Source organism: Singulisphaera sp. GP187 (assembly GCF_900129635.1).
In the GTDB taxonomy this organism is placed as follows: domain Bacteria; phylum Planctomycetota; class Planctomycetia; order Isosphaerales; family Isosphaeraceae; genus Singulisphaera.
Genome location: NZ_FSRB01000004.1, coordinates 163,258 through 189,039 on the forward strand (window position 1 = coordinate 163,258; position 25,782 = coordinate 189,039).

Sequence of the window (25,782 nt, forward strand, 5' to 3'; positions counted from 1 at the left end):
CTTCGTCCCCAGGCTGCCCGCCCTCGTTTTGACCGATTCCTACATGGCTGTCTTTTTCCTGCCCTTGGAACGTTGCGGCCTTGAAAAAACAGCCTCACGCCACCTGGGGAGCAGAGACCGGACTCATCCGCGAGGTCGATTACGATGGGGAACCATTTCAGGGAAGGCCGACCCGGGTCTTTGCCTACTATGCGAAGCCGAAGGGGGAAGGCCACTTTCTCGCGATGCTTCTTGCTCACGGCGGAGGGGGAGCGGCGTTCCGCAAGTGGGCGCAGCACTGGGCCGAACGCGGATACGCGGCCCTGGCGATGGATTTGGCAGGGCACCGCCCCGATGGAAAGAGGCGGGACGACGGCGGGCCCGAACAGGGGACGTTCCGCCTGGCGGCCGGCAAGATATCGTCGAGCCGAAGAAGGCTGGCGGCCTCAAGGCGATCTTGGCGATGCTTCGGTAGGAGGCCCCCTTGGTTGAGAGTGAACTAGGGGCGAGGGGACAGGAGGCGACATAAAACAGAGGAGCGGGGCCGGCCGAGAACGGGCCAGTGTTCTTGGCCGGCTCCGCGATTAGAGCCCCATCAAGAAGCGGAGCCGTTCCGCCGCAGACGAGGGACATGACCGGCGTCAGCAGTTGACTCGCCAGTGACGAACTAACTTGCATTATGTGCACGCAACTAATAGGACGGCAGAATTTGACCAGGACGAACGGCTTGGATCAGATTGCGAAACTTAAAGCTTGACAACTAACTCCCTCAGGATAAAATTCACTCGAATATTGGTGGTATCCAAGTGACCGCATGCGGCAAACGTGATGGTGTCGCTTCCTACCAATCAGTCGCCCCGCACACCGCGTTTCTCTCTCCGTTTCGGTTACGTCTTCGACGCACTCCACGGAAGTTCAGAAGGGACTCGCATGCGATCCTCGACATTCTCGCCAGCGAGAAATTATTGCGCGCAGATAAGAGCATTTACGCTCATCGAAACTTTGGTTGTCATTGTGATTATTGGGATTTTGATCGCACTGATTATACCGGCGGTCCAGGCGGCGCGTGAGGCTGCTAGACGAGCTCAGTGCGTAAACAACCTCCATCACATAGGTATTGGATTCCACAACTATGTGTCAACTGTCGGATGCTTTCCGGCTGAGAGCTCCGGCGGAGGCTATTCGCCACAATCAATGATACTGCCGCACATCGATCAGAGCTCTGTATACAATAGCATTAATTTTTCTATTCCTACTTTGTTTGGTGACGCGAGTATAAATGCTACAGCGATGTTGTCAACAATCGCATGCTACGTATGTCCGTCCGACGGAACTCCTGGATCCGTCGCAAACTATGCGGCTTGCGTTGGGTACGGATATCAGCGGCATCGCGATAATGGGGTGTTCGCAGCGAATTGCGTTAATCCGGCCGCGATTACCGATGGACTGAGTCAAACAGTGATGATGAGCGAATGGGTGGTGGGGTCATTCTTTAAGGCAAGTCAAGTGGATGGGCAACGGCATTTGGGCAATGCCGATGCAAAACAGTTTGTCTTTCATTCGCCAATGATGCAGCAGCCCAACCAGCTTGAAGCGTTTGTCGCGACATGTAAAGCATTAGATATTTCGGTCGCCAAAATCGCGTCCACGCAGAAAGGTTTTGAGTGGCAGAGCAGTGGTTTGACGCAAAGTCTCTATAATCATACGGAGCCGCCCGGCGCCAACAGTTGTTTGAACGGTGACACATTGCCGACAGGCGCGATTACGGCGAATAGCTATCATGCTAATTGCGTAAATATGCTGAGAGCTGATGGAAGTACTACGTCTGCGAAAACAACTATTTCTACACCAGTTTGGCAGGCGCTCGGAAGTCGGTCAGGTGGTGAGACGTTCGCTCTCAGCGAGAGCGATTAATTTCCAAGTGAATTCTACGATAGAGGTGCATCCATGAATGTTCGACTATGCGGGGCTTTCTTTCTGGCTGTAATTGCGTTTCCGGCTGCCGATGTAGCCGCTGATTCCGCGACTCTGATGGCGGAACCACCGCCGCGACTCGTACAATACACTTCGTACTACATGGGAGTTACCTCGTTCCCTACCGCAGGGACTTGTACGACCGTAACAGTTGTGATCGTTAAATGGAACGGATCGGCCTGGGTGCAGTATGCGACGCCAACACCGGGGTGGGAAGCTAATCCTGTCTTGCAGGAAGTCAACTGGGGGGGGCCAGCGATCGTGTTGGCCCCAGGAACTTTCAAGGCGGTCGTGCGGTTTTACAATGGCTCAACGCTGCTTAATTCGGTAGAAACCAACACTTTAACTTGGCCGTAGGAGCGAGCTGAGCAACGAGCATACCACGTTCGCGAGGATGGATTAGCCGGGCCGCATGTCTAATTCCTTGCCCTTCGCATGGCGCCTGACAAAGGAGTTATCTGCCTCTGTCTCAGGAGGGCAGGGGGCCGATCATCCGATCATGGGCTGGGTGCCCAAGGGCGACTCATCTGCGGCGGGTGGCACTGATCGCGCCCAACGCATAGAACCTGCCCGTTGATTTCCGCCCGGGGGCACCTGTCCGGATAACTGAAATAAACGTCACATCGTGAGATCCATCTAATATAACCGCCAGGACATGGCCGGTTGCCCAGAAATGAGGCACGGATAACCCTCGCAGGACAGCGAATCGTTATGGCAAAACCATGGGAAAACGCGAATCGCCCATAACTTCCATCATCGGATGTTTCACGCGAACACTTGTTAGCGTGTAATGTCCCTCCTGACCGATCCTACTACTTTACTCGTTTGAAGACGTAGGGCGTCGCCGTGTGAGAATACTTGACTGTAGGCGGTGACCAGTTCCCGTAACCGTTCACGGCCTTGCGCGATCGTTCCAGGTATGGTAGCGTCTCTTTCATGACGATGCCTCCACCACTCCCTGAGGAACTCTTCGCCTCACAGCCTGTCGCGGTTCAGACTTACTTGCGCCAACTCGAAGCATTTGCCACGCAACTCGCGGCGCAGGTCGCTCAACTCGAAGCCAAGCTCCAGCAGAATTCGTCCAACTCCTCCCGCCCTCCCTCCTCCGATGGTCCTCAGCACAAGCGGGGCGTGCCACGTCCGCCCAGCCAGCGGCGACGCGGTGGCCAGACCGGACATTCCAAACATGACCGCGTGATCTTGCCTCCCGATCAAGTCGTCGATTACAAACCGTCACACTGCGGGCGTTCTGGCACCTCACTGGCTGGCGACGATCCCGAACCCTCCATCGATCAGGTGATCGAACTCCCCGAGAAGCTACGGTGGGTCACCCATCATCGCCGCCATACCCTCGACTGCCCTCTCTGCCAGGCCCGAACGACCGCAGCCCCAGTCCCCGAGGCGGCCAACGGCTTTGGCCCCAGAATCCAAGCGGCCACAGCCTACTTCAGTGGCGTCGGCCGGCTCAGCAAGCGAACCATCGCTTTACTCTTCGCCGATCTCTACGACATCCCCATGGCCTTGGGCAGCGTCCGCAAGCTCGAAGCCAGGACCAGTCTCGCCTTGCACTCGATCCACGACGAGGCCTTGAATCACACACAAACGCGCGACGCCAATGTCGATGAGACCGGCTGGAAACAAGGCAAGAAGAAGGCCTGGCTCTGGGCCGCGGTGACCCGCCTGGTGATCGTTTTCTTGATCCGTAGGCATCGCAATCGGGGAGCATTCGATGAACTGGTCGGATCCGCACCCGGCGTGCTGACGACCGATCGATATTCGGTCTACACTCACCTGCCCAGCGAGAAACGCCAAATTTGCTGGGCGCATCTCCGACGCGATTTTCAGGCGATGATCGATCGTCGCGATCCCGGCTCGGGGGTCGGCGAGGAGTTGTTGCTGCACGCCGATATCCTCGCCCAGGAGTGGGGGAAAGTCCGCGCCGGGACTCGCACCCGGACCTGGTTTCAGCGGGAAATCCTCCCCTGGTTACGTGAAGAGGTCCATCTCCTGCTTGAGTCCGGATCGCTATGTGGTGGCTCGAAGACCGCCGGCGTTTGTAATGAACTCCTGTCCCTTGAGGCCAGCCTTTGGACGTTCGCGTCGAGGCCTGGTGTTGAGCCGACGAATAATGCGGCCGAACGTGCCATCCGTCATGCCGTCTGCTGGCGGAAGACGAGCTATGGCACCGACAGTGAACGGGGCAGTCGGTTCGTGGAACGGATCCTAACCGTGGTGGCCAGTTGCCGACCCCAGGGACGCGACGTGTTGGAGTTCCTCACACAAGCCATCACGGCCCACCAGAATGGGTCTCAGAAACCATCGATCCTGGGCGATGGGGCGTGAACGCTTACTGCATTGGAATTACACCTCCAGCGGAATGTGCCGCCAGCCGCGACCTCCAGGTTTGTCGCTGAAGTTGAAGTCCCTGTAGTGGACTTAACGGTTGACCCTACGGAACGATTAACCCCTACGAACGGATGGATCGAGCCGGGGACTCCGGGTGCCAAAGTACTTCCCGTCTGGGGGATAAAATGGGTAGATGACCCGCGAGGGTTCCCCAGGCCAGTTCTTGTCAAAGTCCCAAATGCGCAGGAGTGGTGAGATGCAGGTCGATCAAGCACGCCTTGGACATTAGGCCAATGACCCTTACTGGTCGGCAGACCTCGTCGCCAGCTTAGAGGATCGCTCTCCCGGGTTAGGTGCCTGGCCACCGACTCTGATCGGCAAGGAGCTGGATCAACTCGGCCCGTGAGGCTTGAGTCGAAGAGAATTGGTTATTTTTGCATGATTAGGAGTTACGCAGTTGAGCCGCATATAGTGAATGTTTGTCCGTAGTTCACCAGGTTCCAGCCTTCGGACGCGACAACCTAACTTTCCCATGGGCTCCAGAATCTCACACACCTATGAACGGTTGTTCGTGAACTGCGTAACTCCTAATGATAAGAGAATTGAAAAACATTATGTCAGCCATGCCGAAATAATGGTATTCGTAAGGCGGGCACGGCCCACCACGGTTTCGGCCCGGAACGAGCGCAGGAGATTGAGCCCCTTTCCTCCGCTCGGTTCAAGCCGTGAGGATTCCGGGTGAGCGCGTCGCGTTTGGTCCCTCTCCAGACCGTCGAAGCTGCTGGACCGTGCCCACCCGACAAGAGATCGGATCAAGATTTCCCGATTTGTAGGGTGGGCACGGCCCACCAGGTGCGAGTCATGACGATCTTAAAACCGGGGGGACCGTTGGCAGGTTCTGGGTGGTGAGGAGAAAGATTCGGCTCAGGAGGATCAACTGGTCATCTTCCTTGACGGGACCGGCCTCGTTGCCGATCGGGTTCAGGATCATTTGCTCGCCACGCTGAAGGCCGATCAGAAGACAGCACTTCTTGTCATCACGATAACGTAAGAACATGCTCGAGATTTCCACGAAGTCGCGACCGACGAGTTCGCGGGGGACGGGGAACAGGTACATCTCGTTGGCGTCACGGCCAACGGTGAGGAGTTCTTGATAGACCCGAGTCATTCCATGGTAGATTGCGGTGCGGGCGAGGAGCCGTAGGCCGAGCTCGTCGGAGGAGATGATCTCGTCAGCGCCCGCCTTGAGGAGGCGGTGACGATTTTCCGGGTTACGGCATTCGACCGCGACGTTGGGCTGATCGGCCCCTTTGCAGATATCGCGGATTGCGATGCAGGTCAGGATCGACTTGCCATCGGCGTAATGCCCTTGCCGTTCGTCGACCAGGACGACGACTGAGTGCGCCGTGGCGACCCGGGCGCGGCGGAGGATGATCTCGTTGGTCGGATCACCCTTGACAATGTAGACATCATTAAACGCGGCGTCATCCTGCTTGTCGGGCAGGTCGATCTGTTCGGTCTCGTCGTGAATGATGACGACCGGACGTTTGTCCTGGATGATCTTGCTATGGACCTCGCGGATCCAGGCGAGGCCGCGCGGACCCCAGTTGCAGAGGACGAGGTGATCGTCCATTTCAAAATGCGACACGTCGCGTCTCCGCAATTGGTGTTCGACTAAGACGGAAGCCACGGTCCCTGTAAATAAGCCGGCCAGGCCCACACCGGTGCCGAGGAGAACCATCGCAAAGAACCGCCCCATCGCGGTCTTTGGCGATTGATCGAGGCCGCTGAAGAGCAGGACCCAGACGTTGAAGAACGACTCGGTCCAGGTTTCGAAGTCCGAATGATTTCCCTGTTCGGCAAGATGAAGCCCCACGCTTCCCACCACCCAGGCGACACTGATGGCCGCGACGATCCGGAACACCTGGTTCCGGTTCCAGTTGTGCAGCGCGGTGATCAGGAGCTCTCGGAGCGGACGCGTCGAGGTCACCTCGATCGCGGAGCGGTGGGGCGGAGCATTGTTTTGAGCCATAAAGGTCTGAACTTATCGCGGCTTCGCCGCGGAGGTGACCGGGGACGTTCCGCCGCCGGGGCCGACGATCAAGTCGATCGGCGCCGAGCTGTGCTCAGTCCCCGCCGCTTCGGCCTTGCCGACTGCGTAGAATGGCCGTTCCGTCGCGCTGGCCCACGGCTCGGCATAAAGCGAAATCGTTCGTTCGGATTGCTTCTCGGTGATCAGGACTCCGTTGAGCCCGATGTTGAGGACGCGAACGCCCGCGGGCAAGTTGCGGACCTCGATCGGCACTCGTCCTGTGAATTGATCGGCACGTTTAACGGTCAAGCGGATCGAGATCTCTTGACCGGGCTGGATCACGACCTGCGTCGGTGCGGCCTCGACCGTGAGGTTGGGCTCCGGCGAGACGACGATCCAGCCGCCGGCCGGCCCCCCCGGGTCGACGACCTGAACCCACTCGCCTGGCTCCGAATTCGAGCCGAGGGCCGGTTTTGCGCGCCCGGTCACCCGCCAGGTGGGCGGCGAGTAGGCCGGTGCGAAGGGGTCGGCCGAAAGGCCGATGCTCGCGGAGAAAGCGTCGGGTTCGATGCGCGCGGCGGTCGCGGTCAGTCCGGCGGGAAGTCGGTCCACCGTCAAGTCGACCGGCCCATCGAATCCATCGAGCCGTGCGATCGTTGCCGTCACGAGCGTCGTGCCACCGCGTGGAACGCTCGGATTCTCGGTGCTGAGCGCAAGTTGGAACCGAGGCCGCGGCTTGCGAACGACGAGGTGGTAGCCGAACGTCTTTCCACCCAGCCCTCTCACGTCCTCGACGCGGACAACGTAGACGCCGTCGGCCGGCGGGTCGAACGTCAGGCGGGAATCCTTCAAGGAGTCGGGCCCGCCGTCGTCGTTGCGATAGGTCAAGGTGACCGGGGCCACCCCTCCCGGGGGAAAGTGGGTGCCCGGCGGATGGATCGAAACCTTGTAGATCGGTTGCAACATCGGGTGATGCTCGGGGGTCGTTCCGAGAAACCCCACGCGCTGGTTGCGCTCGTTCCAGAACGTGCAATCGTCGTCGGGGTTTCGCGGTAACGACCGGATCCGGGTCAGTTCACGGCCAATCAGCACATAATCGCCGACGGCCAAATTCCCCCAGCGGGTCAGGCGGATCCCCGGCTTGCTGGAGTCGTGCTCGCGAAAGGCGACCTCGGTCTGTTCCAAGGGGCGAAGCACCGCCTGCGGCACGGGCATCCCTTGCTCATCCAAAACCTCGAGGACCGGATCAATCGAGGTCCCAAGCCGGCGGCCAAAGACCTCAAGGATGAGTCGTTCCCCCTTCTTGGCCGTGAAGCGGAAGTGGTCGACGTCGCCGCCCTGCTCGATCCGCCCCGAGATCCCTCCGGGGACCGCAATCAGCTCGGCGCGATCGGCTCGGTCGTTGTCCGCCGACTCGACCCCCTGCCGGCCCTCTGCGACGATGACGGTCCGCCGATTCAGCGGACTCGTTCCGTCGGGGAGCACCACCGCGACCGCGGGCATCGATCCGAGCTCGGCGACGGCCTCGGTCGTCATCGTAACCGTCGAGAGCCCTTGCAGGTTCGTTCCCTCCACTTGAATCGACGAACGCAGACCGCGCTCGACTCCGAGCGGGAACAGATCCGTGAGGTAGGGCAGACGGCCGGCCCGGATCCGATAAAAGTGGCCCGGCGTGCCGGCATAGTCGGCGTCGGTCACTTTCAACGTGAAGTTGCCATCGCGCGGAATTGCGACGTTCAACCAGGGATCGCCCGCGCCATCGGCCGGAGCCGATTCTCCCAGGACTTGTCCCGCGTCGTCCTCGACGGTCAAAAGGCCCAGGAGCGGCGAACCCAGCGCCTTGGCCTGGATCTCGAAGAGGATTTGATCGCCGGCCTTGGCCTCGAACCGGAACCGATCGACGTCCCCCGGCTGATCAATCACCCCCGTCAAGGTCGCCGGCAGTGAAACGGATTTCGAACCGAGGGCCTCGTCCTTGGGGTCGAGCTCCGTAATTTCCGGATGCGCAACGATGATCAAGGACTGGAACGCAGGGACGCCCAGGGGTGTGATCAGACCCAGGCGGTGGGTCCCCACCCGAGCATCGGCTGCGACGACGAGGTCGACTTCCAGTCGATTCGGATCCGGCTTCGCCGCTCGAACGATCGTGCCGGTCAAACCAGGCTCGACAAATACGATCGACGTGGCGTTTCCGACCCCGGTTCCGGTTAAGACTGCTCTCAGGCTCGTCCCGCGAACCGCACTTCGAGGACTGAGCGGGTTAAGCGTTGCGTTTCGAACCAGTTGGGGTTTGGCCGGCGCGACAGCCGCGGCGGGCGGGTTCATCGTCACGATCAGTTGGCCGGTCGCCGCCTCATAAACAGAGAGTGAGCCATCGAATCGCCCGACCGCGACCCGGAGCCCGTCGGGGCTCAACGCGAGGCCTTGGGGCCAGTCCGCCTGCCCGCTCAACGCCTTGCGGGTAGTCAGCGCAGGGAGATCCCAGAGCTTGACGTCGTAGTCCTCGCCGCTGGAAACCAGGGTCTTGCCATCGGCCGAGACGACCAGCCTGAGGACCGCGGCATCATGGGCGAAGACCGAGTTGACCAGCGATGCATCCTGATCCGAGACCCGCCAACGGTGGATCGACCGATCGACGCCTCCGGCCAGGACGGTCTCACCCCCCGGCCCAAACGTGACCGTGTAGAGCTCGGCGGTGGCGTCGGAGAGGGTCTTGAGCCGACGGCCCGAGGTCAGGTCCCAGAGCTTGACCGTCCGATCGGCGCCTGCCGAAGCCAGCATCGTGCCGCTCGGGGCGAAGGCCACGGAATAGACGGCGTCGGTGTGGTCCTTGAGTGTGCGAATCTCATTGCCTTCGTCCAAGTCCCAGAGCTTGATCTCGCGGTCGTAGGATGCGGTCGCCAGCACCTTGCCATCCGGAGCGATCGCCGCGCTCAGAATCGAGTCCTTATGCCCTTGGATCTCATAACGCTTCACCTTGGTGGCGAGGTCCCAGACCGTGAAGCTGCCATGGATCCCGGGCCGGCCTCCCGCCGCGACCAGGGTCCGCCCGTCCGGACTGATCCGAACCGTGGTCAGGAGCCCAGGATGTCCTGCAAGCGTCGCCTCGAGGTTGCCCGCCTCGGCCCCAAATAAAAGGACGCTTCGCCCAGCCGCCGCGGCCAACCACTTGCCGTCGGGGGAGTAGGCGAGCGAAGTCAGCGCCTCGGCAACTGGCGCCGTGAGTGCGATGTTCGGGAGCCCGCGGAGCGGGTCGACTAGCGAGGCGATCGGTGTCTCGGTTTCCGAGCCACCGTCAAACTTGGCCCCTTCCTTGACCCAACGTTCCAGCGTCTTGATTTGGACGTCGCTCAGCGGCGGTTGCTTATACGGCATCCGAGGCGCCGCGCCCGGTCGGATCAGCTCGATCAACTGGCTGGACTCGGGATTGCCCGGTTCGAGGATCAACTCGCCGCCCGACTCTCCCCCTTTTTTGAGCAAGGCGAAGGTGGCCATGTTCAGCCCCCCTTCCGCCTTCTTCGCGTGATGGCATCCCAGGCACGACTTGACCAGGATGGGCGCGACCTGCTCGCGAAAGCTGACCGGTCCGGCCGCCTCGTCGCCACGCGCCGTGACGGCTTGCAGCACGAGGAGTAACGAGAAGCAGAGTCGGAACATGGTCGCCTCGGGGGTGGTCGATCGATCGGCGCTTGTCTCAGGCGGTAGGGATATCATCTTGTTTTGCAGGGTTGGTACGGACAAGCCGTTCGGCGGGAGTCGGCAAATCGACCGGCTTGAGTCGAATCCTGGTGGGCCGTGCCCACCCTCCAAAACAAGGATTCATGCCATTGAGTCAGTGATTGAACAGAAACTCATTGCCCGTCAAGGTGGCCCAGTACAGGTCTTCGATCGCTTGCCGCCGTGCCGTGGCCGCTTTTTTGGGGTCGGTCAGTCCTGCAACGGCCTCGCGGAGGATTGCCCTGAGTCGCTGGCGTTCGCTCTCGGTGGGCCGCCTGGTCAGCGCGGCCTGGAAGAGGCCGGTGATGATCTCGTCGTCACTGGCCTGGGCCGCCAGTGCCTTGGAAATCGCGCTCGTGTCGCTGCGAAGCTTCTCATTGATCGTCGTGCCATTGGCCAGGTGCAAGGCCTGCGACATGGACGGCTCCGAGGAGCGTTCACACGAGCACGTGCTCAGCCGTTCCGGCCGGCCGAACGCGCTCAGGAATGTGCTCTGGATCTTGGTGTCGGGCAGTTGCAGGCTCCGCCAGCCCGCGGGGTAGCCTGCAAACGGCGTGGGCACATCGGCCACGCGCGCGATCGCGTCGAGGATGACTTCGGCGGGGAGCCGTTTGACCGGGTAGTGGCTGAGGTATTTCGGATCCGCCGGGTGTCCCGGCATGGGAACGCTGGACCGAGCGTACGCGGCCGAGCTCATGATCGTCCGGATCAAGTGCTTGACGTCATACTTATGTGCCAGGAAATCGGCGACGAGCCAGTTCATGAGCGGTTCGTCGCTGGCGGGGTTGGTGGCCCGCAGGTCATCCTCGGGGTCGATCAAGCCGCGGCCGAAGAAGTTCCTCCAGACCCGGTTGACGATCGCACGCGCAAAGTAAGGATTGTCCGCTTGACCCAGCCAGTCGGCGAACGCCTCGCGACGATCGCCTCGCCAAGCGAGGGAGAGGGCCTGACCGTCGAGTGGCCGGGGGGGAATGGCCACCCCGGACCGGGGGTGCCGGGTCTCCCCTTCGGGCGACGCCATGACCACCACGTCGCCCACCGCTCCGCCGTCTTTGAGCTGCACCCGGGAGAAGAGACTCGCGACGCCGTAGTATTGGTCCTGGGTCCACTTCTCCATCGGATGGTTATGGCAGCGGGCGCAGGTGAGCGACATCCCGAGGAACGCCATGCTCGAGCTTTCGGTCAGGTCGATCGGGTCGCGGTGCAGCGCGAAGTAATTGGCCGCGCCATTGCTGAGGCTGCTTCCCTTGGCCGTCACGATCGAGCGGGCGAACTGATCCCAGGGGACGTTGTCGGCCACGCTCCTGCGGACGAACCGATAAAACGACCACATTGCCGGCGGCGGCAGCGTGTTCGAGGAGACGAGGAGCAGGTCGGACCACTTGTACGCCCAGTAGTCGACGAACTCCGGGCTGGCGAGCAGGCGATCGATCAGTTGATCGCGTTTCTTCGGGTTGGTGTCGGAGAGGAAGGCCTCGACCAACGCGGCCGAGGGCAACGTGCCGGTGGCATCGAGCGAGGCGCGGCGGAGGAACGTGGCATCGCCGGCGTCGGGGGAGGGGGGGATGCCCAGGGACTTGAGTTTGTCCAGGTTCTTCTCGTCGATCGGGTTATGGCGTGGGGAGGCGGCGAAGACCGCCGGATCGATCTTGGTTTCGTAGGGGGAGGTGACCGTGGTGCGCTGAACTCGGCTGGCGTACCAGACCGTGATGGCCGCCTCGCCGTGTCCCTCGACCTTGACTCGCCCTTGTTCATCCACCTTGGCCACGGTGTCGTCGGTGCTGGCGAACTTGGCCCAGCGGGTGACGTCCTCGACATGACCGTCGGAGAAGCGGGCCTGAACCAGAACCTGCTGGGTCTGGGCTGGCTTGAGGAGGACCGACTCGGGCACGACCGCGAGGGAGACGATTGTGGGGTCATCGGCACTTGGCTTCGGGGTCCCCGCCGCGATCCACTCGGAGATCACGCGATACTCGAGCGAGTCGGTTGAAAACTTGATTCCGCCGCCGTGCTCAACGGCCCCGGTCGGCTTGAGCAAGAGCAGGCTCTCTGCCGGTGCAGTCTTGACGATCCGACGCCCCTGGGCCTGGCGGGTCAAGACGGCGAAATCGACCTCGGGCGCATAGCCGCGTAACGTGAGCCGGAACCCGTTCTTCCCGGCCGCCGCGCCATGGCAGGCGCCTGAGTTGCAGCCGGCCTTGGTCAGAACCGACAACACATGGTTTTGAAAACTCCAGGGCGACGGCCGCTCGAAGTTCTCGACCGAGATGTTCGCCCGGGCCACCTGGCCGTTGAGGGTCGCCGAGATTTCGGTCAGTCCATTGGCGATCGGAGTGACGGTGCCATCGTCCGAGATCGTGGCCACCTTGGGGTCGCCCACGGTGAACTGGGCCTCGGCGGTGCGGTCTCCAATGAAGGCTTGACCTTCGTGGGCCTCGACCAAGAAGCGCTGGCGGGCCTTGGGGCCGTCCAGGCGGGCGACCCCGGGCAAGAGCTGAATCTCGGTCCCAACCGCGGTCGAAACGCTCCCGCCGAGAACGAGGAGCGCGGTCCAATAGTGGCGACGTTGCATCGCGTGCGGGCCTCGATCAGGGCTTGGTTTCGAATTCGGTTCAAGTCGGAAGGAGGGAACGACCGCGGCTCGGATTCGGATCAGAAGAGCTCGTTGATCGGTTCGACCCCGTGGTCGACGATCCGCAACGGGCGGCTTTGCGGACCCGGCAACTCGGTGTCCAGGCTGATCCCGAGCCCTTGGTAGACCGTGGCGGCGATCTCGGCGGGAGTGACCGGACGATCCTTGGGGGAATAGCCGATCTCGTCCGATGCCCCGATGGCTTGCCCCCCCTTGAACGGGCCCCCGGCAAACACAGAGGTCCAGCAGGCGGGGTGGTGGTCGCGCCCTCCGGCCGGGTTCACCTTGGGGGTTCGACCGAACTCGCCGAACGCCAGGATCATCGTGTTGTCGAGCATCCCGCGCTTCGCGAGGTCACCGAGCAGGGCCGTGAACGCGTTATCGAAGTTGGGGCCGACCTCGTTCTTGTAGCACTCGATCGGGCTGAACGGAGCCGAGCCGTGGATGTCCCACGTGATCTCGTTGAAGACGGTTTCAAACATGTTGACCGTGACGAACCGAACCCCACGCTCAACCAGGCGGCGCGCCAGCAGGCAACTCTGCCCGAATCGGGTTCGGCCGTAGCGGTCGCGCAGTTCCTCGGGTTCGGCCTTCAGATCGAAGGCCTCGCGAGCGGCCGGGCTTGCCATCAGCTTGAACGCCCCTTCGAAGTTGGCGTCGAGCAGGCGCGCGTCGCCTGACGCCTCGAACGAGCCGACGGCGCCATCGATGGCGGAGCGGAGCGACCGCCGTCGCGCTTCGCGGACCGCCGTCACGTAGTCGGGCGGAAGCAGGTCGGGGACCTTGAACGCCTTGTCATTGGGATCGGCGTTCAGAACGAACGGGTCAAAGGTCTTGCCGAGGTAGCCCGCGTTCTGACCGTGGGGCATGTTTCCGCCGGTCGCCCCGATCGGGCGGGGGAGCAGGACATGCGCGGGGGTATCGCCGTTGGGGCCTTTCAGCTTGGCCAGGGCACTCCCATAGTGCGGATGCTCGATGCCCCCACTGAAGAGCCGCCCGGTCTGCATCATCTGGTGGCCGGTATCATGAACGGCCGCCGCCGTGTGGTTGACCGAGCGGACCAGGGCGATTTTATCCATCATCTGGGCCATCCGAGGAAAGATCTCGGAAACCCAGAGCCCGGGAACGTTGGTCTCGATCGGGCGGAACGGACCGCGAATTTCCTCCGGAGCGTCCGGCTTCATGTCCCAGGTGTCGAGCTGCGAGGGCCCGCCCACCAGGAACAGGAGGATGCAATTCATGTCCCGCTGCTTTGCTACCGCTCCGTGCGCCTCAAGGGCTTGCAAACCCGGCAGGCCGAGCCCGAGACAGGCGAGGGAGCCGGCGTGAAGGAAATCACGGCGCGACAGGCCATCGCAAAACCGCACCGACTTTTCGGCATCGACGCGAATCATGCGGAAACCCTCGGTAAAAGGAAGTCGGAACTGAGCGGTGGGTCGGTCTTGAAAAGAAGACCGCGCCAATGCTATCCGCTGCAAACCCGACGGTCAAACCACCAGAACGGGTCTCCGCGGTTGACCTTGGCTCTTCGAAAACCGACCGGCCTCGGTTCGCCCGACCGCACTGAGTCCGCATGCTAGTCGTAAAGAATTCGGAGGGGAATCGTGTGGTTTCGATGCGATTCCTTATTCACGCAACCGGAACAATCGCGTAGGATTGGTGTTTAGTCAACCTACCGAAGGCGGATCCGTTTCACCGAGTCCTTAAACCGTGATCACTTCTCGCCGAGAATTGCGCGGCACTACGCTCGGATTGGCCCTTCTCTTGGCCTTCCCGTGGCAGCTTGCGCTCTCGGCGGTGGAGTGTTCCACCCAAACGATCGCTGTGGGCGCGCAAGGGCGGTTTGATGAAGCGACTCAACATCTCCAGATGTCCGGTGATGCGTCGGCCCGGACCCCCTGGGATTGCCTGACGATCTCGATGGTGATTGGCGAGCCGGAGCCAGAAGGAGACGACGCCTGCGCGTTCGCCTTTGACCTGATCGCGTTTCCGGCCTATGGCTGCTCCATGTCCGTGGAGTCGGCCGCTGTCCCCACAATGATCTCGACTCAACGCTCCTCCCCCCCACTGACGCAACCATTGTGCTTACGCTGTTGATTGCGCACGTCCTTCTCCGGCCTTGCGGCGGCTCCATAGGACCCGTCGACCTTTCGGCCGTCGGTCCCTTAAACAAAAATCCACTCGGCTCTGCTCTCGAGAACGCGCTTCGGAAAGTCTGAGGGCGCGGTCAAACGTCAATCCCTCTGTCGAATGAGGACGACGCACCCATGGCTCTTCCCATCATGACGCGGCCCCTCTTCGAACGGACCTGCTCTGCTCCGAGGGCTTTCCTCGTGACGCGGTCGACGGGGCGATCCGTCGCGACGGCTCCGAATCGCCTGAACGACTGCGTCCGCCCCGACGCGGAGCGCGGTGATTCGCGAGCCTGAACGACGACCCGGCTCATCGACTGATCCCTTTTCTTGAACGAATCATCCCGACCCTGAATCTAGGGGGTCGGATCGCTGGAGACCGACCTCGATGTATTGGAAATCGACGATCGCGCTCGTGACCTTCGCGGCAGTGGGGGGAGCGGTCTATCTGAGCGGGGTATCCAAGGCTTACGTCAAAGGAGCCTTAAAACATGTGGAAAAGGTCATCGTACCTTCGGAGGTGTCGACTCCGAAGCCCGACCTGGTCGATGTCGATGTCGTTCGCCCCTGGAATCACGAAATCAAGCTTAACGCCGAGGAGGAGCGGGCGCTCGGCCTCGGTGTGACCACCGTCGCGGCACAATCGGAACCGATCCAACTCGAGCTGACCGGCCGAACGGCCTACGATCCCGACACCCTCACGAAGATCCGCCCACGGTTCGATACCCTGGTCGAAGAGGTCCACGCCTCCCTCGGGCAGACCGTCAAGAAGGGCGAGCCACTGGTCGAACTCCACAGCACGGAACTGGCGGCCGCCAAGAGCGACTTTCAAGAAAAATATGTGCAGTGGCAACATGACTTGAAACTCTTCAGTCTAAGGCAGGAGTTGGTCAAGACCGGCGCGATCTCCAAGCAACTCTGGGTCGACACCATCAACGACGAGAAGAAGACCCGTCTCGAATACACCCTCGCCCGCGACCGACTCCAGATCCTCAAAGTGCCGGACGAGGAAATTGAGCCGCTCCTCGGCCCCCTCCGCGACGTTGACGCCAAGGTGGACGCCAAGCCCACGGGAGCCCAGTTTGGCAACATCGAAAGCAAGGCCAAGATGACGCTCGTCTCGCCGGTCGACGGCATCGTGATCGAACGCGAGGTTGTGCCGCAGAACTTCTACGAGACTTCGACCGTACTGATGGTGATCGCCCCGCTCGACCATCTCTGGGTGATGGTGAACGTCTACGAGCTCGACCAGGACAAGGTGAAAGTCGGTCAGACCCTGGAGATCCAGTTCCCCTTCCTGGCGGAGAAGATCGAAGGCAAGGTTCAGTATGTCGCCAATGAAGTCTCCAAGGAAACCCGCGCGGTCAAGATTCGCGCCTCAATCCCGAACCCGGGAGCCCGGTTGAAGTCAGACATGCTGGTCAAGGCGATCCTCGATATTCCTCCCAAACCCGGGCAGACGAGAATTCCGCGGCTGGCGATGGTCTCGGCCGGCGGCAACGACTTTGTGTTCGTCCGCAAGCCGAGAGCGACGAGCGGCGACGATTCCATGAACCCACCGGTCGATCGTTTCGAGCGCCGGGTGATCGAAGTCGCCCAGGAGAACCACGATAAGGTGATCGTTTGTCGCGGTCTGAAGGCGGGTGAGGAAATCGTGACCCTGGGCAGCCTGATCCTGGCTCAGCTTTACGACGATGCCCTGACCGTGGCCACGGGCACCTCCGAGAAATGACGCTGACGCGAACCGATCGCAGCGGGGCCGGTCGCGAATCCCAAAGGGGAACGCCTCTCGATTCATGACCGGCCTCGGGCTCCCGCCTCGCCACGTCCTTGACTTCCCGGGGACGACCGCCGGGTTGCGTGGCCTCACCGTCCCGACAATTAAAATTGGCGACCGCCAAGCATTTGACCCGACCTTACCAGAGGTGTACCATCGCCTTTAGGAGCCGCACTCCCATCGCAGGTGCGCACGGCCCCTGGCTCACTCACTTCCAGAAAGGGGTTCGACTATGCCCTTGTACGAGGTGGAAACCACATCACATATCATGATTGCATGCGTTGACGACGAGGCCTCCGCGAGGGGGTTCGCCAGCGCCAATTACCCGAGCGAGGAGGTTCTCCGGGTCAGCCATCGACCTCGTGACGCCTGGGTGATCTCGAAGAATTTGCTGGGTTTGAAGGGGGCGCTTGACCCCTGTACGACGGCCCGAGATTGCCTTGCCAAGGCCCAAGGAGACAAGCTCCACGCCGTTCGGTTGTACATGCAGCAGACGGGTTGTGACCTCGACGGCGCTCGCAAGGCGATCGAGTCGAACATGGCAATCGGCTGGTGAAATCCGATTCGGACCCGCCTCCGAATCGCGCGACCGGGTGAGCTGTGCGTCACCCTTGCAACGCTGGACTGAACGGCGGCTGAGCAAAACTGCTTGAGGTTGCTCCGAGACTCCAATGGCTTCGGCCTACGAATAGGGGAGGTGAGACTGTCGCCGGGCCGGCGGATTGCTCGGGCTCGGCGACAGTTCACCTCTCTTCTTTTTTTTGTGTCACACTTCGATATTTCGATCGCACTCGAGTTCGTCTTCCAAATGAGCCGGCACGGACCGAAATCCGGGTCGGGCGGTTCGCTCACCTCAACTTCAGGTCGGAGAAATAGCAATGAGCCGGGTGGTTTGTCTGATCCTGGGAGGAGGGCGGGGGACTCGGCTCTATCCGCTCACGAAGTCTCGGAGTAAGCCCGCCGTACCGATTGCGGGCAAATACCGTCTGATCGACATACCGATCTCCAACTGCATTCACTCTGGGCTGAATGAAATCTTCGTGTTGACCCAGTTCAACTCGGTGAGCCTCCATCGGCATATTGCCAACACGTACAAATTCGACCCGTTCGGCGGTGGAATGGTCGAGGTGCTGGCGGCCCAGCAAACGATGCAGCATGAAACCTGGTATCAGGGAACGGCCGACGCGGTCAGGCGCAACATTCCCTACTTCACGGAGAATCGTTACGACCTGGTGCTGATCCTCTCGGGAGATCAGCTTTACCGCATGGATTTCCAGGACATGATCCGCACTCACCTGGAAAACAAGGCGGAAGTGACGATCGCTGCGCTCCCCGTGGCGGAGGAAGAGGCCAAATCCTGCGGCGTCATGCGAATCGATATGTCCGGGCGCGTCACCGACTTCGAGGAGAAGCCGAAAACGCCGGAGAAACTCGAGCGGATCCGGACCACCCCGACTGGCTCGAGCGGCTCGGGATCAAGTCGCAGGGCCGCTCCTACCTGGCCAGCATGGGGATCTATCTGTTCAATCGAACCACCTTGGTCCAGATGCTCGCCTCGGGTGATGCCACCGACTTCGGCAAGGAACTCTTCCCGCAAGCGATCGACTCGCACCGGGTCCAGACCCATCTCTTCGACGGCTACTGGGAAGATATTGGGACCGTGGGTGCCTTCCACAAAGCGAATATCGACCTGACGAGTGAAAATCCGCCGTTCGACTTCACTTACGGCGACCACCCGGTGTTCACCCGCCCGCGATATCTGCCCTGTTCGCGGCTCTCGGGGGTGACCGTGAACAACAGCCTGATCTCGGATGGCTGTGTGATCGGCCGCGGGTCGGTGATCGAGAACTCCGTGATCGGAGTTCGCGCCCAGATCGCCGAGAACGTCACGATCCGCAATACCTACATCATGGGCGCGGACAGCTACGAACAGAGTCGGCACCTGGAAGACAATACACGTGCGAACCGCCCCGGCGTCGGCGTGGGTGCGGACTCGATCATCGAGAATGCGATTATCGACAAGAACGCCCGGATCGGCCGTGGCGTGCGCATTCGCAATGAGGCCGGTGTGATCGACTCCGACGATGCGCCCCACTACGTGATCCGCGATAAGATCGTGGTGATCCCCAAGTACACGATCCTCCAAGATCGGCTGGTGATCTGACCACCGACGCGGTCAACCTTGGAAACGCGCCGGGATCGTCCGGGAACGCCGCGCCTCGAGTGCGATCGGCCGGGACATCCTCGTGAGGCCAAAACGATTCCAAGCGGGTGGACATGGCCCACCCGTTTGGAATTTGACCACGAATGACACGAACTATCAAAAAATCAAATTGTTTATTGTTGTTATTGCGTTTTCTTTGCATTCATTCGTGGCTAAATTTCGCGATATTTGGGTCTCCCCTCACCTCCTGGTTGGCGAAGCGCGAGGGATGGAGGCCCGCGCCCACCCAACGACTGGGATTCGACCCTCGCCCGAATCGAATCGTTCATGTTGTCGTGGCAAGGGCGTCTCCCATCGGCCAGCCGTGTCGCTCGCCTGGACTCAAGTCGGGCGTCGAGCCTGTTTCATGTCCGCCGAGTTGGGCCTATTCGAGCGGAAGTCCAGACCCCATTCGCCATAGTCTGATCCATTTTGGCAGGCCTTTACGACTTTGCGAACGGGTCGACCGGTCTGGGGGTGGTTGGCCTCCGATTTGCTAAAGTTGTCGTTGGCGCACGCTTTTGATAAACTTCCTTCAGATCGATCGCATTGACCAAGCGGCGCGGGCAGTTCGTAGGTCTCGCGCATTCCCGATCTGTTTCCACGAGTGGAAGGACGAACTGTGGCGGCGGATACCAATATCGCTGGCAGCGAGAAGATCGGTGGTTTCCGCTTGGTCCGGACCCTCCACCCCGGCGCGACTTCGGTTGTGGTCGAGGTGATTCAAGAGTCGACGGGGAAGCGGTTCGCACTGAAGCTGCTTCTCGAGTCCCGGGCCGAGGATTCCTCGGAACGCAAGTCGTTCGAATTCGAGGCCAAGTTGGGGATGCAGATGCGCCATCCCAACTTGATCCACGTCCATGAATATTTCAGGGATTCGGTCCAGCCCTACTTCGTCATGGACCACTTTCCGTCGTTTCACCTCAAGCTGCCGATCGCCCGCCCGTCGGTCTACCCGATGCCGACGGCCCAGCTTCATCGGATTATCACGCAAGCGGCGACCGGCTTGTTGTTCTTTCACGAGAAGGGCTGGGTCCATCGGGACATCAAGCCCGAGAATATCTTGGTGAACAAGTCGGGAGAGACGCGCGTCATCGACTACGCCCTGGCATTGAAGCCGTTCGGCGCGCTGCGGAAAATGCTTGGCAGCAAGCCACCGAGGCAGGGGACTCCCAGCTACATGGCCCCCGAGCAAATTCGGTGCGAGCCGCCGACTCCGTCGGCCGATATTTACAGCTTCGGTGTCACCTGCTATGAAATCACTTGCGGACGACCGCCGTTCCGGGCGAACTCGACCTCGGAGCTTCTCAATAAGCATCTGAGCGATCGCCCGCTTCCGCTCACCGCGCACAATAAGTTGGTCACTCCCGAGTTCAACGACCTTGTGCTGTCGATGCTTCAGAAGCGGACGACCGATCGCCTGGCGGATTTGGAAGAGTTTCTGAGTCGATTTCGGCGGACCCGTATCTTCCTGGATGACCCTGCCCCCGCGGCGAATGGCGGCTTTTCGATGTGAGTCGGGCTGGCCGACCCTGGCCGAGTTTGTCGGATGAGAAGACTGATCGATCGCTGAAGGACGTTTCCGCCAATGGCCAGCCCAAGCGAGTACCGGCTCCCGTTCGAGGCGCAGATCTATGAAATGGAAGCGCGCCTCGTCGAGATGGAGGTCGGTTACTCAAAGAATCGAACCGGAGTGGATTCTTCGGCGATCGCCGAGCAGATCCGCCGCCTCCGTCGCGAACTGGCGAATCTGAAACGGACGATTTACGCCAACCTCGAAGCCTGGCAGACCGTGCAGGTTTCCCGGCTCCCCAGTCGGCCGCAGACCCGCGACTACCTCGACCTGATCTTCGATCAGTTCGTCGAATTGCACGGCGACCGCGCGATCGGCGACGACAAGGCGATCGTCACCGGACTCGCCCACCTGGGCGAGACCAAGGTGATGTTCGTCGGTCATCAGAAGGGGAAAAATCTCCTCGAACGCACGGCCTGCAACTTCGGCTGCGCCCACCCCGAGGGATACCGCAAGGCCCTCGTCAAGATGCGAATGGCCGCCAAGTACGGCCTGCCGATCATCACGTTCATCGATACCCCCGGTGCCTACCCGGGCATCGCCGCCGAAGAGCGCGGGCAGGCCGCGATCATCGCCGAGAATCTCATGGTGATGAGTCAGCTCGACACGCCCATCGTGTGCGTCGTGATCGGCGAGGGGGGATCGGGCGGAGCGCTCGGCATCGGCATCGGCGACCGCCTGGCGATGCTCGAACACGCCTATTACTCGGTCATCAGCCCCGAAGGCTGCGCGACCATCCTCTGGAAGTCGAACGAGCACGCGCCCCGGGCCGCCGAAGCCTTGAAGATGACCAGTCGCGACTTGCTCCGGCTCGGGATTATCGACGACGCCATCGCCGAGCCGCTGGGGGGCGCCCACCGCGATCATCGCGAGGCCGCCGCGAATCTGAAGTCGTACCTGATCCGTTCGATCCGCGAAGTGTCCGAACTGCCTCGTTCGGAACTGCTCCAGCGCCGCTACGATAAGTTCCGCCGGATGGGCGTTTTCAACGAGGGGGGAGTCGAGATGAACGGCCTTCCCAAGTCCACGCCTTGAGGTCACGACTCGCTCCAATTTCGGATCCGACCCCGGCCCACCGAATCGCATCGGTGGGCCGGTCACCGGGTCTCGCTCCCCAAAGGTCGACTGTGCGCTGCACCTGGGCCGATTCGACCGGCCTTGACCCCTCGGCTCTCCTCTGTTAGAAATCCCGCCAACCTCCTCGACATCCCCCATCGAGACCCCCCGGAACACCCCGACACGAGTGTCGCCGGCGCGGGCAACGCGCCTGGTGTACTCAGGCATTGCGACGGCCGCGTCAAGGATGAGGTGGACCCTATGAGCTTGAGGAAGATCGCCTATCTGACTCCGCTCTACTTCGACGAGCAGTCGTGTCTCGGGGGAGGTGAGCGATACCCGCTGAACCTGGCCACCGGGATCGTCGAGGCCTCAGGAGGATCATGCATCGTCGAGCTGATCTCCTACGGCGAGCAGTCAGACCGGCGGGTGCTCCGCCCCGGGGTCACGCTCCGCGTCCTTGCGATTGCCAATCGACCCGGCGATCGAACGAACGTCGCCTCGTGGGAACTTCCCGCCGCAATCGCCGATGCCGACCTCGTCCATATTCACTCCCCATTTACGCGATCGAGCGAGCTCGGCATCCTGGCCGCCAAGCAGCAGCATAAACCACTCTGCATGACCGACCATGGAGGCACGGCCAGCACGATCGGCCTGAACCTGGGCAGCCTCGAGCTGGCCGATCGGATTATCGCCTACTCCGACTTCGGCGCCTCGCTCTACTGGACCAAGACGCCCATCGCGATCGTCAAGGGGGGCGTCGACGCCTCGGCCTTCTCGCCGGCGCCGCTCCCGACCGTTCGGGATCGCGTGCTCTACGTGGGCCGTCTGCTTCCGCACAAAGGCATCGACCAACTGATCAGGGCCCTTCCCCTGGGGCTGCGACTGACGGTCTGCGGCCGCCCCACTCACAAGGACTATGCCTGGCTGATCTCCAACCTCGCCATCGAGCAGGGCAAGGACGTCGAGTTCGTCACCGACGCCGACGACGCCGCGATCCGCGAACTCTACCATCGGTCCTGGGTCACCGTTCTCCCGTCGGTCTACCAGGATTGCTTCGGCGGGAATCACGTGGCCCCCGAGTTGATGGGCCTGACCCTCCTCGAGTCGATGGCGGCGGGGACGCCCGCGATTTGCTCGCGCGTCGGCGCGATGCCCGAATTCATTCGCGAGGGGGAGACCGGGTTCGTCTACGATCGGCTCGATCAGTTGACCGAGTCGTTACTCCGACTCGCGCACGACCCGGGCCTGGTCGAACGAATGGGTCGTCGCGGTCGCGCGGTCGTCCTGGAAGAGTATGACCTCCGGGTCGCCGGCCGAAACATGTTTGCAATCTATCAAGAGATGGTCGCGAAACACCGGGAGGCGGCTGCGTGAAAGTCCTGGCGCTGAGCAATCTCTATCCCCCCGACTTCATTGGTGGCTACGAGCTTGCGTGTGCCGACGTCGTTGACGCACTCCGCGACCGTGGGCACGACGTCCGGGTCCTGACCGCCGCGCCTCGGCTCCCGGTCGAATCGCCCCCGCACGTCCTCCGTCGCCTCAAGCTGATCGACGAGTGGTCGGAGAACGGAATGGGGATGAGCCCGTTCGCCTTTCGCCGGGACGAGGCGGAGTCAAGACTCGTCAGCGCGTACAACGTTCACGCCCTGTCCACCGTGCTCGACGAGTTTCAGCCCGACGTCGTTTACGTGTGTGCCATCACCGGACTCGGAGGGTTCGGCCTGATGGCCTGCCTCCAGTTCCTCGACATCCCCTGGGTCTGGCAGCTCGGCGACCGGGTTCCCCACCACCTTTGCAGTACCCGACAGCGGGTGATCCCGGGGCTGGCCGATGCCTTCTCTCAGCATATTCGCGGCCATTACATCGTGGTCAGCGACCAGTTGCGCCGGGAGATCGAGGTCGGCGGGATCAAGCTCCAGGGGCACGTCGAGACCATCCCGAACTGGATCACCGGGACCTGCGGGCCGAACCAGCGCAGTTTTTACCGTGGCGGGCACCTTCGGATCATGTCCGCCGGCCAGGTGGCGCGTTGGAAAGGGACCGATGTTTTGATCGAAGCGGCGGCCCGGCTCCGTGATGCCGGCCACGACGACTTCTCGGTCCACATTTACGGCAAGGTCCATCAGCCCGATCTCGCCTCGCTGATCCATTCGCTCCACCTCTCGGACCACGTGATCCTCCAAGGAGTGCTCCCGCACAAGCTGCTGCTCGAGTCCTATCGCGAGTACGACCTGTTCGCCTTCCCGACCCTCGAGCGCGAGCCGTTCGGGCTCGTCCCGCTCGAAGCTTTGGCACGCGGCTGCGTGCCGATCATCTCGCGACGTTGCGGCATCGCGGAATGGCTGGTTCATGGGGTGCATTGCTTGAAGGCCGAGCGGACTCCTGAATCGTTCGCACGCGCCTTCGCCGAAGTCATCGAGCGGCGGATCGATCTCCAGCCCCTGGCCCGCCGAGGCGCGACGGCCGCCTGGCGTGACTTCCATCTCGACGCCATCCTGCCCCGGATCGAGCGGCTCCTGGTTCGCGCCGCGAGCCAGGCCAAGGGGATCGCGGGATCGGCCCACGACGCCTATCGGCTGGCCCGGATGGCCGAGCAGCTCACCGCCTCACTCATTGAAGAGGCGATCGCCGCGTGAACCGATCTCCTCGTCCGAGGCTCGTCGACCGATGAAGATTCTCGCAATCAGTAACTTGTATCCTCCCGACTTCGTCGGCGGCTACGAACTCGGCTGCGCTCATGTCGTCGACGCTCTCATCGGCCGGGGGCACGACGTCCGGGTCCTAACCGCGGCGCCTCGGCTTCCGGTCGAGTCGCCCCCCCACGTCCTCCGCCGGTTCAAGTTGACCGACGAGTGGAATCCGAACGGGATGAGCAAACATCCCCTCGGCTATCGATTGGACGAGGCCGAATCGCGACTTGTCAATGCCTACAATATTCACGCCCTGACCACCGTACTCGACGAATTCCAGCCTGACGCCGTCTTCGTCTGCGCGGTGACCGGTCTGGGTGGGTTTGGCCTGATGGCCTGCCTCCAGTTCCTCGACGTCCCCTGGGTCTGGCAACTCGGCGACTGCATCCCGCGGATCCTCTGCAGCACCGAGCGACGAACCTTCCCGATGCTGGCCGAGGAATTCACCCGGCGGATCCGCGGGACCTACATCGTCGTCAGCGACCGGGTCCGCCAGGAAACCGAGGAGTGCGGCCTCACGCTGGGCGACCGAGTCGAGACCATCCCCTACTGGATCACCGGTCCGAAAGAGGCCGAGCGGGTCGACTTCTACCGCGGCGGCCACCTCCGAATCATGGCCGCCGGCCAAGTGGCCCAGTTCAAGGGAAGTGACATCCTGATCGAGGCCGCCGCCCGACTCCGCGATGCCGGCCATCATGACTTCTCGGTCCATATGTACGGCAACCTTTATGACCAATGGCTTCTCGAACTGATTCGAAGGCTCGACCTGTCCGACCACGTCATTCTCAAAGGGGTGCTTCCCCAGAAGCTCCTGCTGGAGACGTACAAGGATTACGACCTGTTCGCCTTTCCCACACTCGAGCGCGAACCGTTCGGACTCGTCCCACTCGAAGCTGTGGCCCGCGGGTGTGTTCCGATCATCTCGCGCCAGTGCGGGATCGCCGAGTGGCTGGTTCACGGCCTCCACTGCCTCAAAGCGGATCGGACCCCGGAAGCGTTCGCCCGCGCCTTCGCCGACGTGATCGAGCAGCGGATCGACCCCGAGCCCATCGCGCGTCGCGGTGCGGCCGCCGCCTGGAGAGACTTCCACATCGACGCCATCATCCCTCGGATCGAACAACTCCTGGTCGACGCCGCGGGACGTGAGAAGGGCATCGCCGGCTCCTCCCACGACGCCTATCGCCTGGCCCGAATGGCCGAACAACTCACCGCCTCCCTGCTTCAAGAAGCGCTGACCTCGTGAGCCCGACCAGCCGACACGATCGCGAGTTGTCGACCGTGGCAGGATCTTGATCACTTCTCACACATCTGTAGCCGGCTGACTTGTTGTGTGAAGACGGCCCACTCTTGCTGTCTCATAAGCGGCTTGGTGTGAGTTGGTGACCGTTTCCCCTCGGTGGCGAAGCCTCGTAGCAGAATCGCTTCCCTGGGCCGTGCCCACTCTGCGCGAATCGATCGGCCAACGGTGACACCAGAGACTATTGGGGATATTCGTCAATATTGCCGTTATCTGGGCAAAATGGGATGTTGCGAAGAGCCTCACAGGAATGATTTTGTCCAGTTTGTATAAATTGTATAGAGACGTGAAAAGATCACATTTGAATTGTTCCCGTCTGTCGAATGGAGCCCAGGGGAGTTGGCGGCGGTGAGACGCCTCAACAATAATTC

At 61.6% G+C, this 25,782-nt stretch carries 14 protein-coding genes and 1 pseudogene; 11 read left to right on the forward strand and 4 right to left on the reverse strand.

The features are described 5' to 3' along the window. The first annotated feature begins 80 nt into the window (after positions 1–80). The 3 genes from BUS42_RS41240 to tnpC all read left to right on the forward strand — a co-directional run bounded on the left by BUS42_RS41240 (position 81) and on the right by tnpC (position 4,296). Positions 81–482 (forward strand): dienelactone hydrolase family protein, encoded by a 402-nt coding sequence (locus BUS42_RS41240; RefSeq protein WP_254054139.1) that lies wholly within the window; start codon positions 81–83, stop codon positions 480–482. Between the two features lie 427 nt (positions 483–909). After that, on the forward strand, positions 910–1,893 hold the full coding sequence (locus tag BUS42_RS41245; RefSeq protein ID WP_074317869.1) for a DUF1559 family PulG-like putative transporter: 984 nt from the start codon (positions 910–912) through the stop codon (positions 1,891–1,893). Between the two features lie 996 nt (positions 1,894–2,889). After that, the gene (gene tnpC / locus BUS42_RS41250; RefSeq protein WP_074317871.1) at positions 2,890–4,296 is read left to right on the forward strand and encodes an IS66 family transposase; all 1,407 of its coding nucleotides are present in this window, start codon (positions 2,890–2,892) and stop codon (positions 4,294–4,296) included. A gap of 862 nt (positions 4,297–5,158) precedes the next feature. Here the strand turns inward: tnpC and BUS42_RS41255 are convergent. The 4 genes from BUS42_RS41255 to BUS42_RS41270 all read right to left on the reverse strand — a co-directional run bounded on the left by BUS42_RS41255 (position 5,159) and on the right by BUS42_RS41270 (position 14,074). After that, entirely contained in the window at positions 5,159–6,331 is a 1,173-nt protein-coding gene (locus BUS42_RS41255) for a potassium channel family protein (RefSeq protein WP_074317874.1), read from the reverse strand. A 12-nt stretch (positions 6,332–6,343) separates the two neighbouring features. Continuing rightward, on the reverse strand, positions 6,344–9,988 hold the full coding sequence (locus BUS42_RS41260; protein ID WP_074317876.1) for a c-type cytochrome domain-containing protein: 3,645 nt from the start codon (positions 9,986–9,988) through the stop codon (positions 6,344–6,346). 175 nt (positions 9,989–10,163) lie between these two features. Beyond that, entirely contained in the window at positions 10,164–12,620 is a 2,457-nt protein-coding gene (locus BUS42_RS41265; RefSeq protein ID WP_074317878.1) for a DUF1553 domain-containing protein, read from the reverse strand. An 80-nt stretch (positions 12,621–12,700) separates the two neighbouring features. After that, complete coding sequence (locus BUS42_RS41270; protein WP_074317880.1) at positions 12,701–14,074, reverse strand: DUF1501 domain-containing protein; 1,374 nt, start codon at positions 14,072–14,074, stop codon at positions 12,701–12,703. A gap of 1,126 nt (positions 14,075–15,200) precedes the next feature. On the opposite strand from BUS42_RS41270, the gene BUS42_RS41285 reads away from it, so the two are divergent. The 8 genes and pseudogenes from BUS42_RS41285 to BUS42_RS41320 all read left to right on the forward strand — a co-directional run bounded on the left by BUS42_RS41285 (position 15,201) and on the right by BUS42_RS41320 (position 25,357). Continuing rightward, positions 15,201–16,544, forward strand: coding sequence for an efflux RND transporter periplasmic adaptor subunit (locus BUS42_RS41285; RefSeq protein WP_074317887.1), 1,344 nt, complete (start codon positions 15,201–15,203; stop codon positions 16,542–16,544). A gap of 277 nt (positions 16,545–16,821) precedes the next feature. Further along, entirely contained in the window at positions 16,822–17,145 is a 324-nt protein-coding gene (locus BUS42_RS41290) for a DUF6793 family protein (RefSeq protein WP_074317890.1), read from the forward strand. A gap of 322 nt (positions 17,146–17,467) precedes the next feature. Beyond that, a pseudogene (locus BUS42_RS46905) lies at positions 17,468–18,753 on the forward strand (glucose-1-phosphate adenylyltransferase). A 661-nt stretch (positions 18,754–19,414) separates the two neighbouring features. Beyond that, positions 19,415–20,308, forward strand: coding sequence for a serine/threonine protein kinase (locus BUS42_RS41300; RefSeq protein ID WP_074317893.1), 894 nt, complete (start codon positions 19,415–19,417; stop codon positions 20,306–20,308). Between the two features lie 72 nt (positions 20,309–20,380). Then, entirely contained in the window at positions 20,381–21,400 is a 1,020-nt protein-coding gene (locus BUS42_RS41305; RefSeq protein WP_074317895.1) for an acetyl-CoA carboxylase carboxyltransferase subunit alpha, read from the forward strand. A gap of 282 nt (positions 21,401–21,682) precedes the next feature. Continuing rightward, entirely contained in the window at positions 21,683–22,798 is a 1,116-nt protein-coding gene (locus BUS42_RS41310; RefSeq protein ID WP_074317897.1) for a glycosyltransferase family 4 protein, read from the forward strand. Next, the gene (locus tag BUS42_RS41315) at positions 22,795–24,060 is read left to right on the forward strand and encodes a glycosyltransferase family 4 protein (protein ID WP_074317899.1); all 1,266 of its coding nucleotides are present in this window, start codon (positions 22,795–22,797) and stop codon (positions 24,058–24,060) included. Before BUS42_RS41310 ends, BUS42_RS41315 begins: the two co-directional genes overlap by 4 nt. Before the next feature lie 31 nt (positions 24,061–24,091). Continuing rightward, entirely contained in the window at positions 24,092–25,357 is a 1,266-nt protein-coding gene (locus tag BUS42_RS41320; RefSeq protein WP_074317900.1) for a glycosyltransferase family 4 protein, read from the forward strand. Positions 25,358–25,782: the final 425 nt, after the last annotated feature.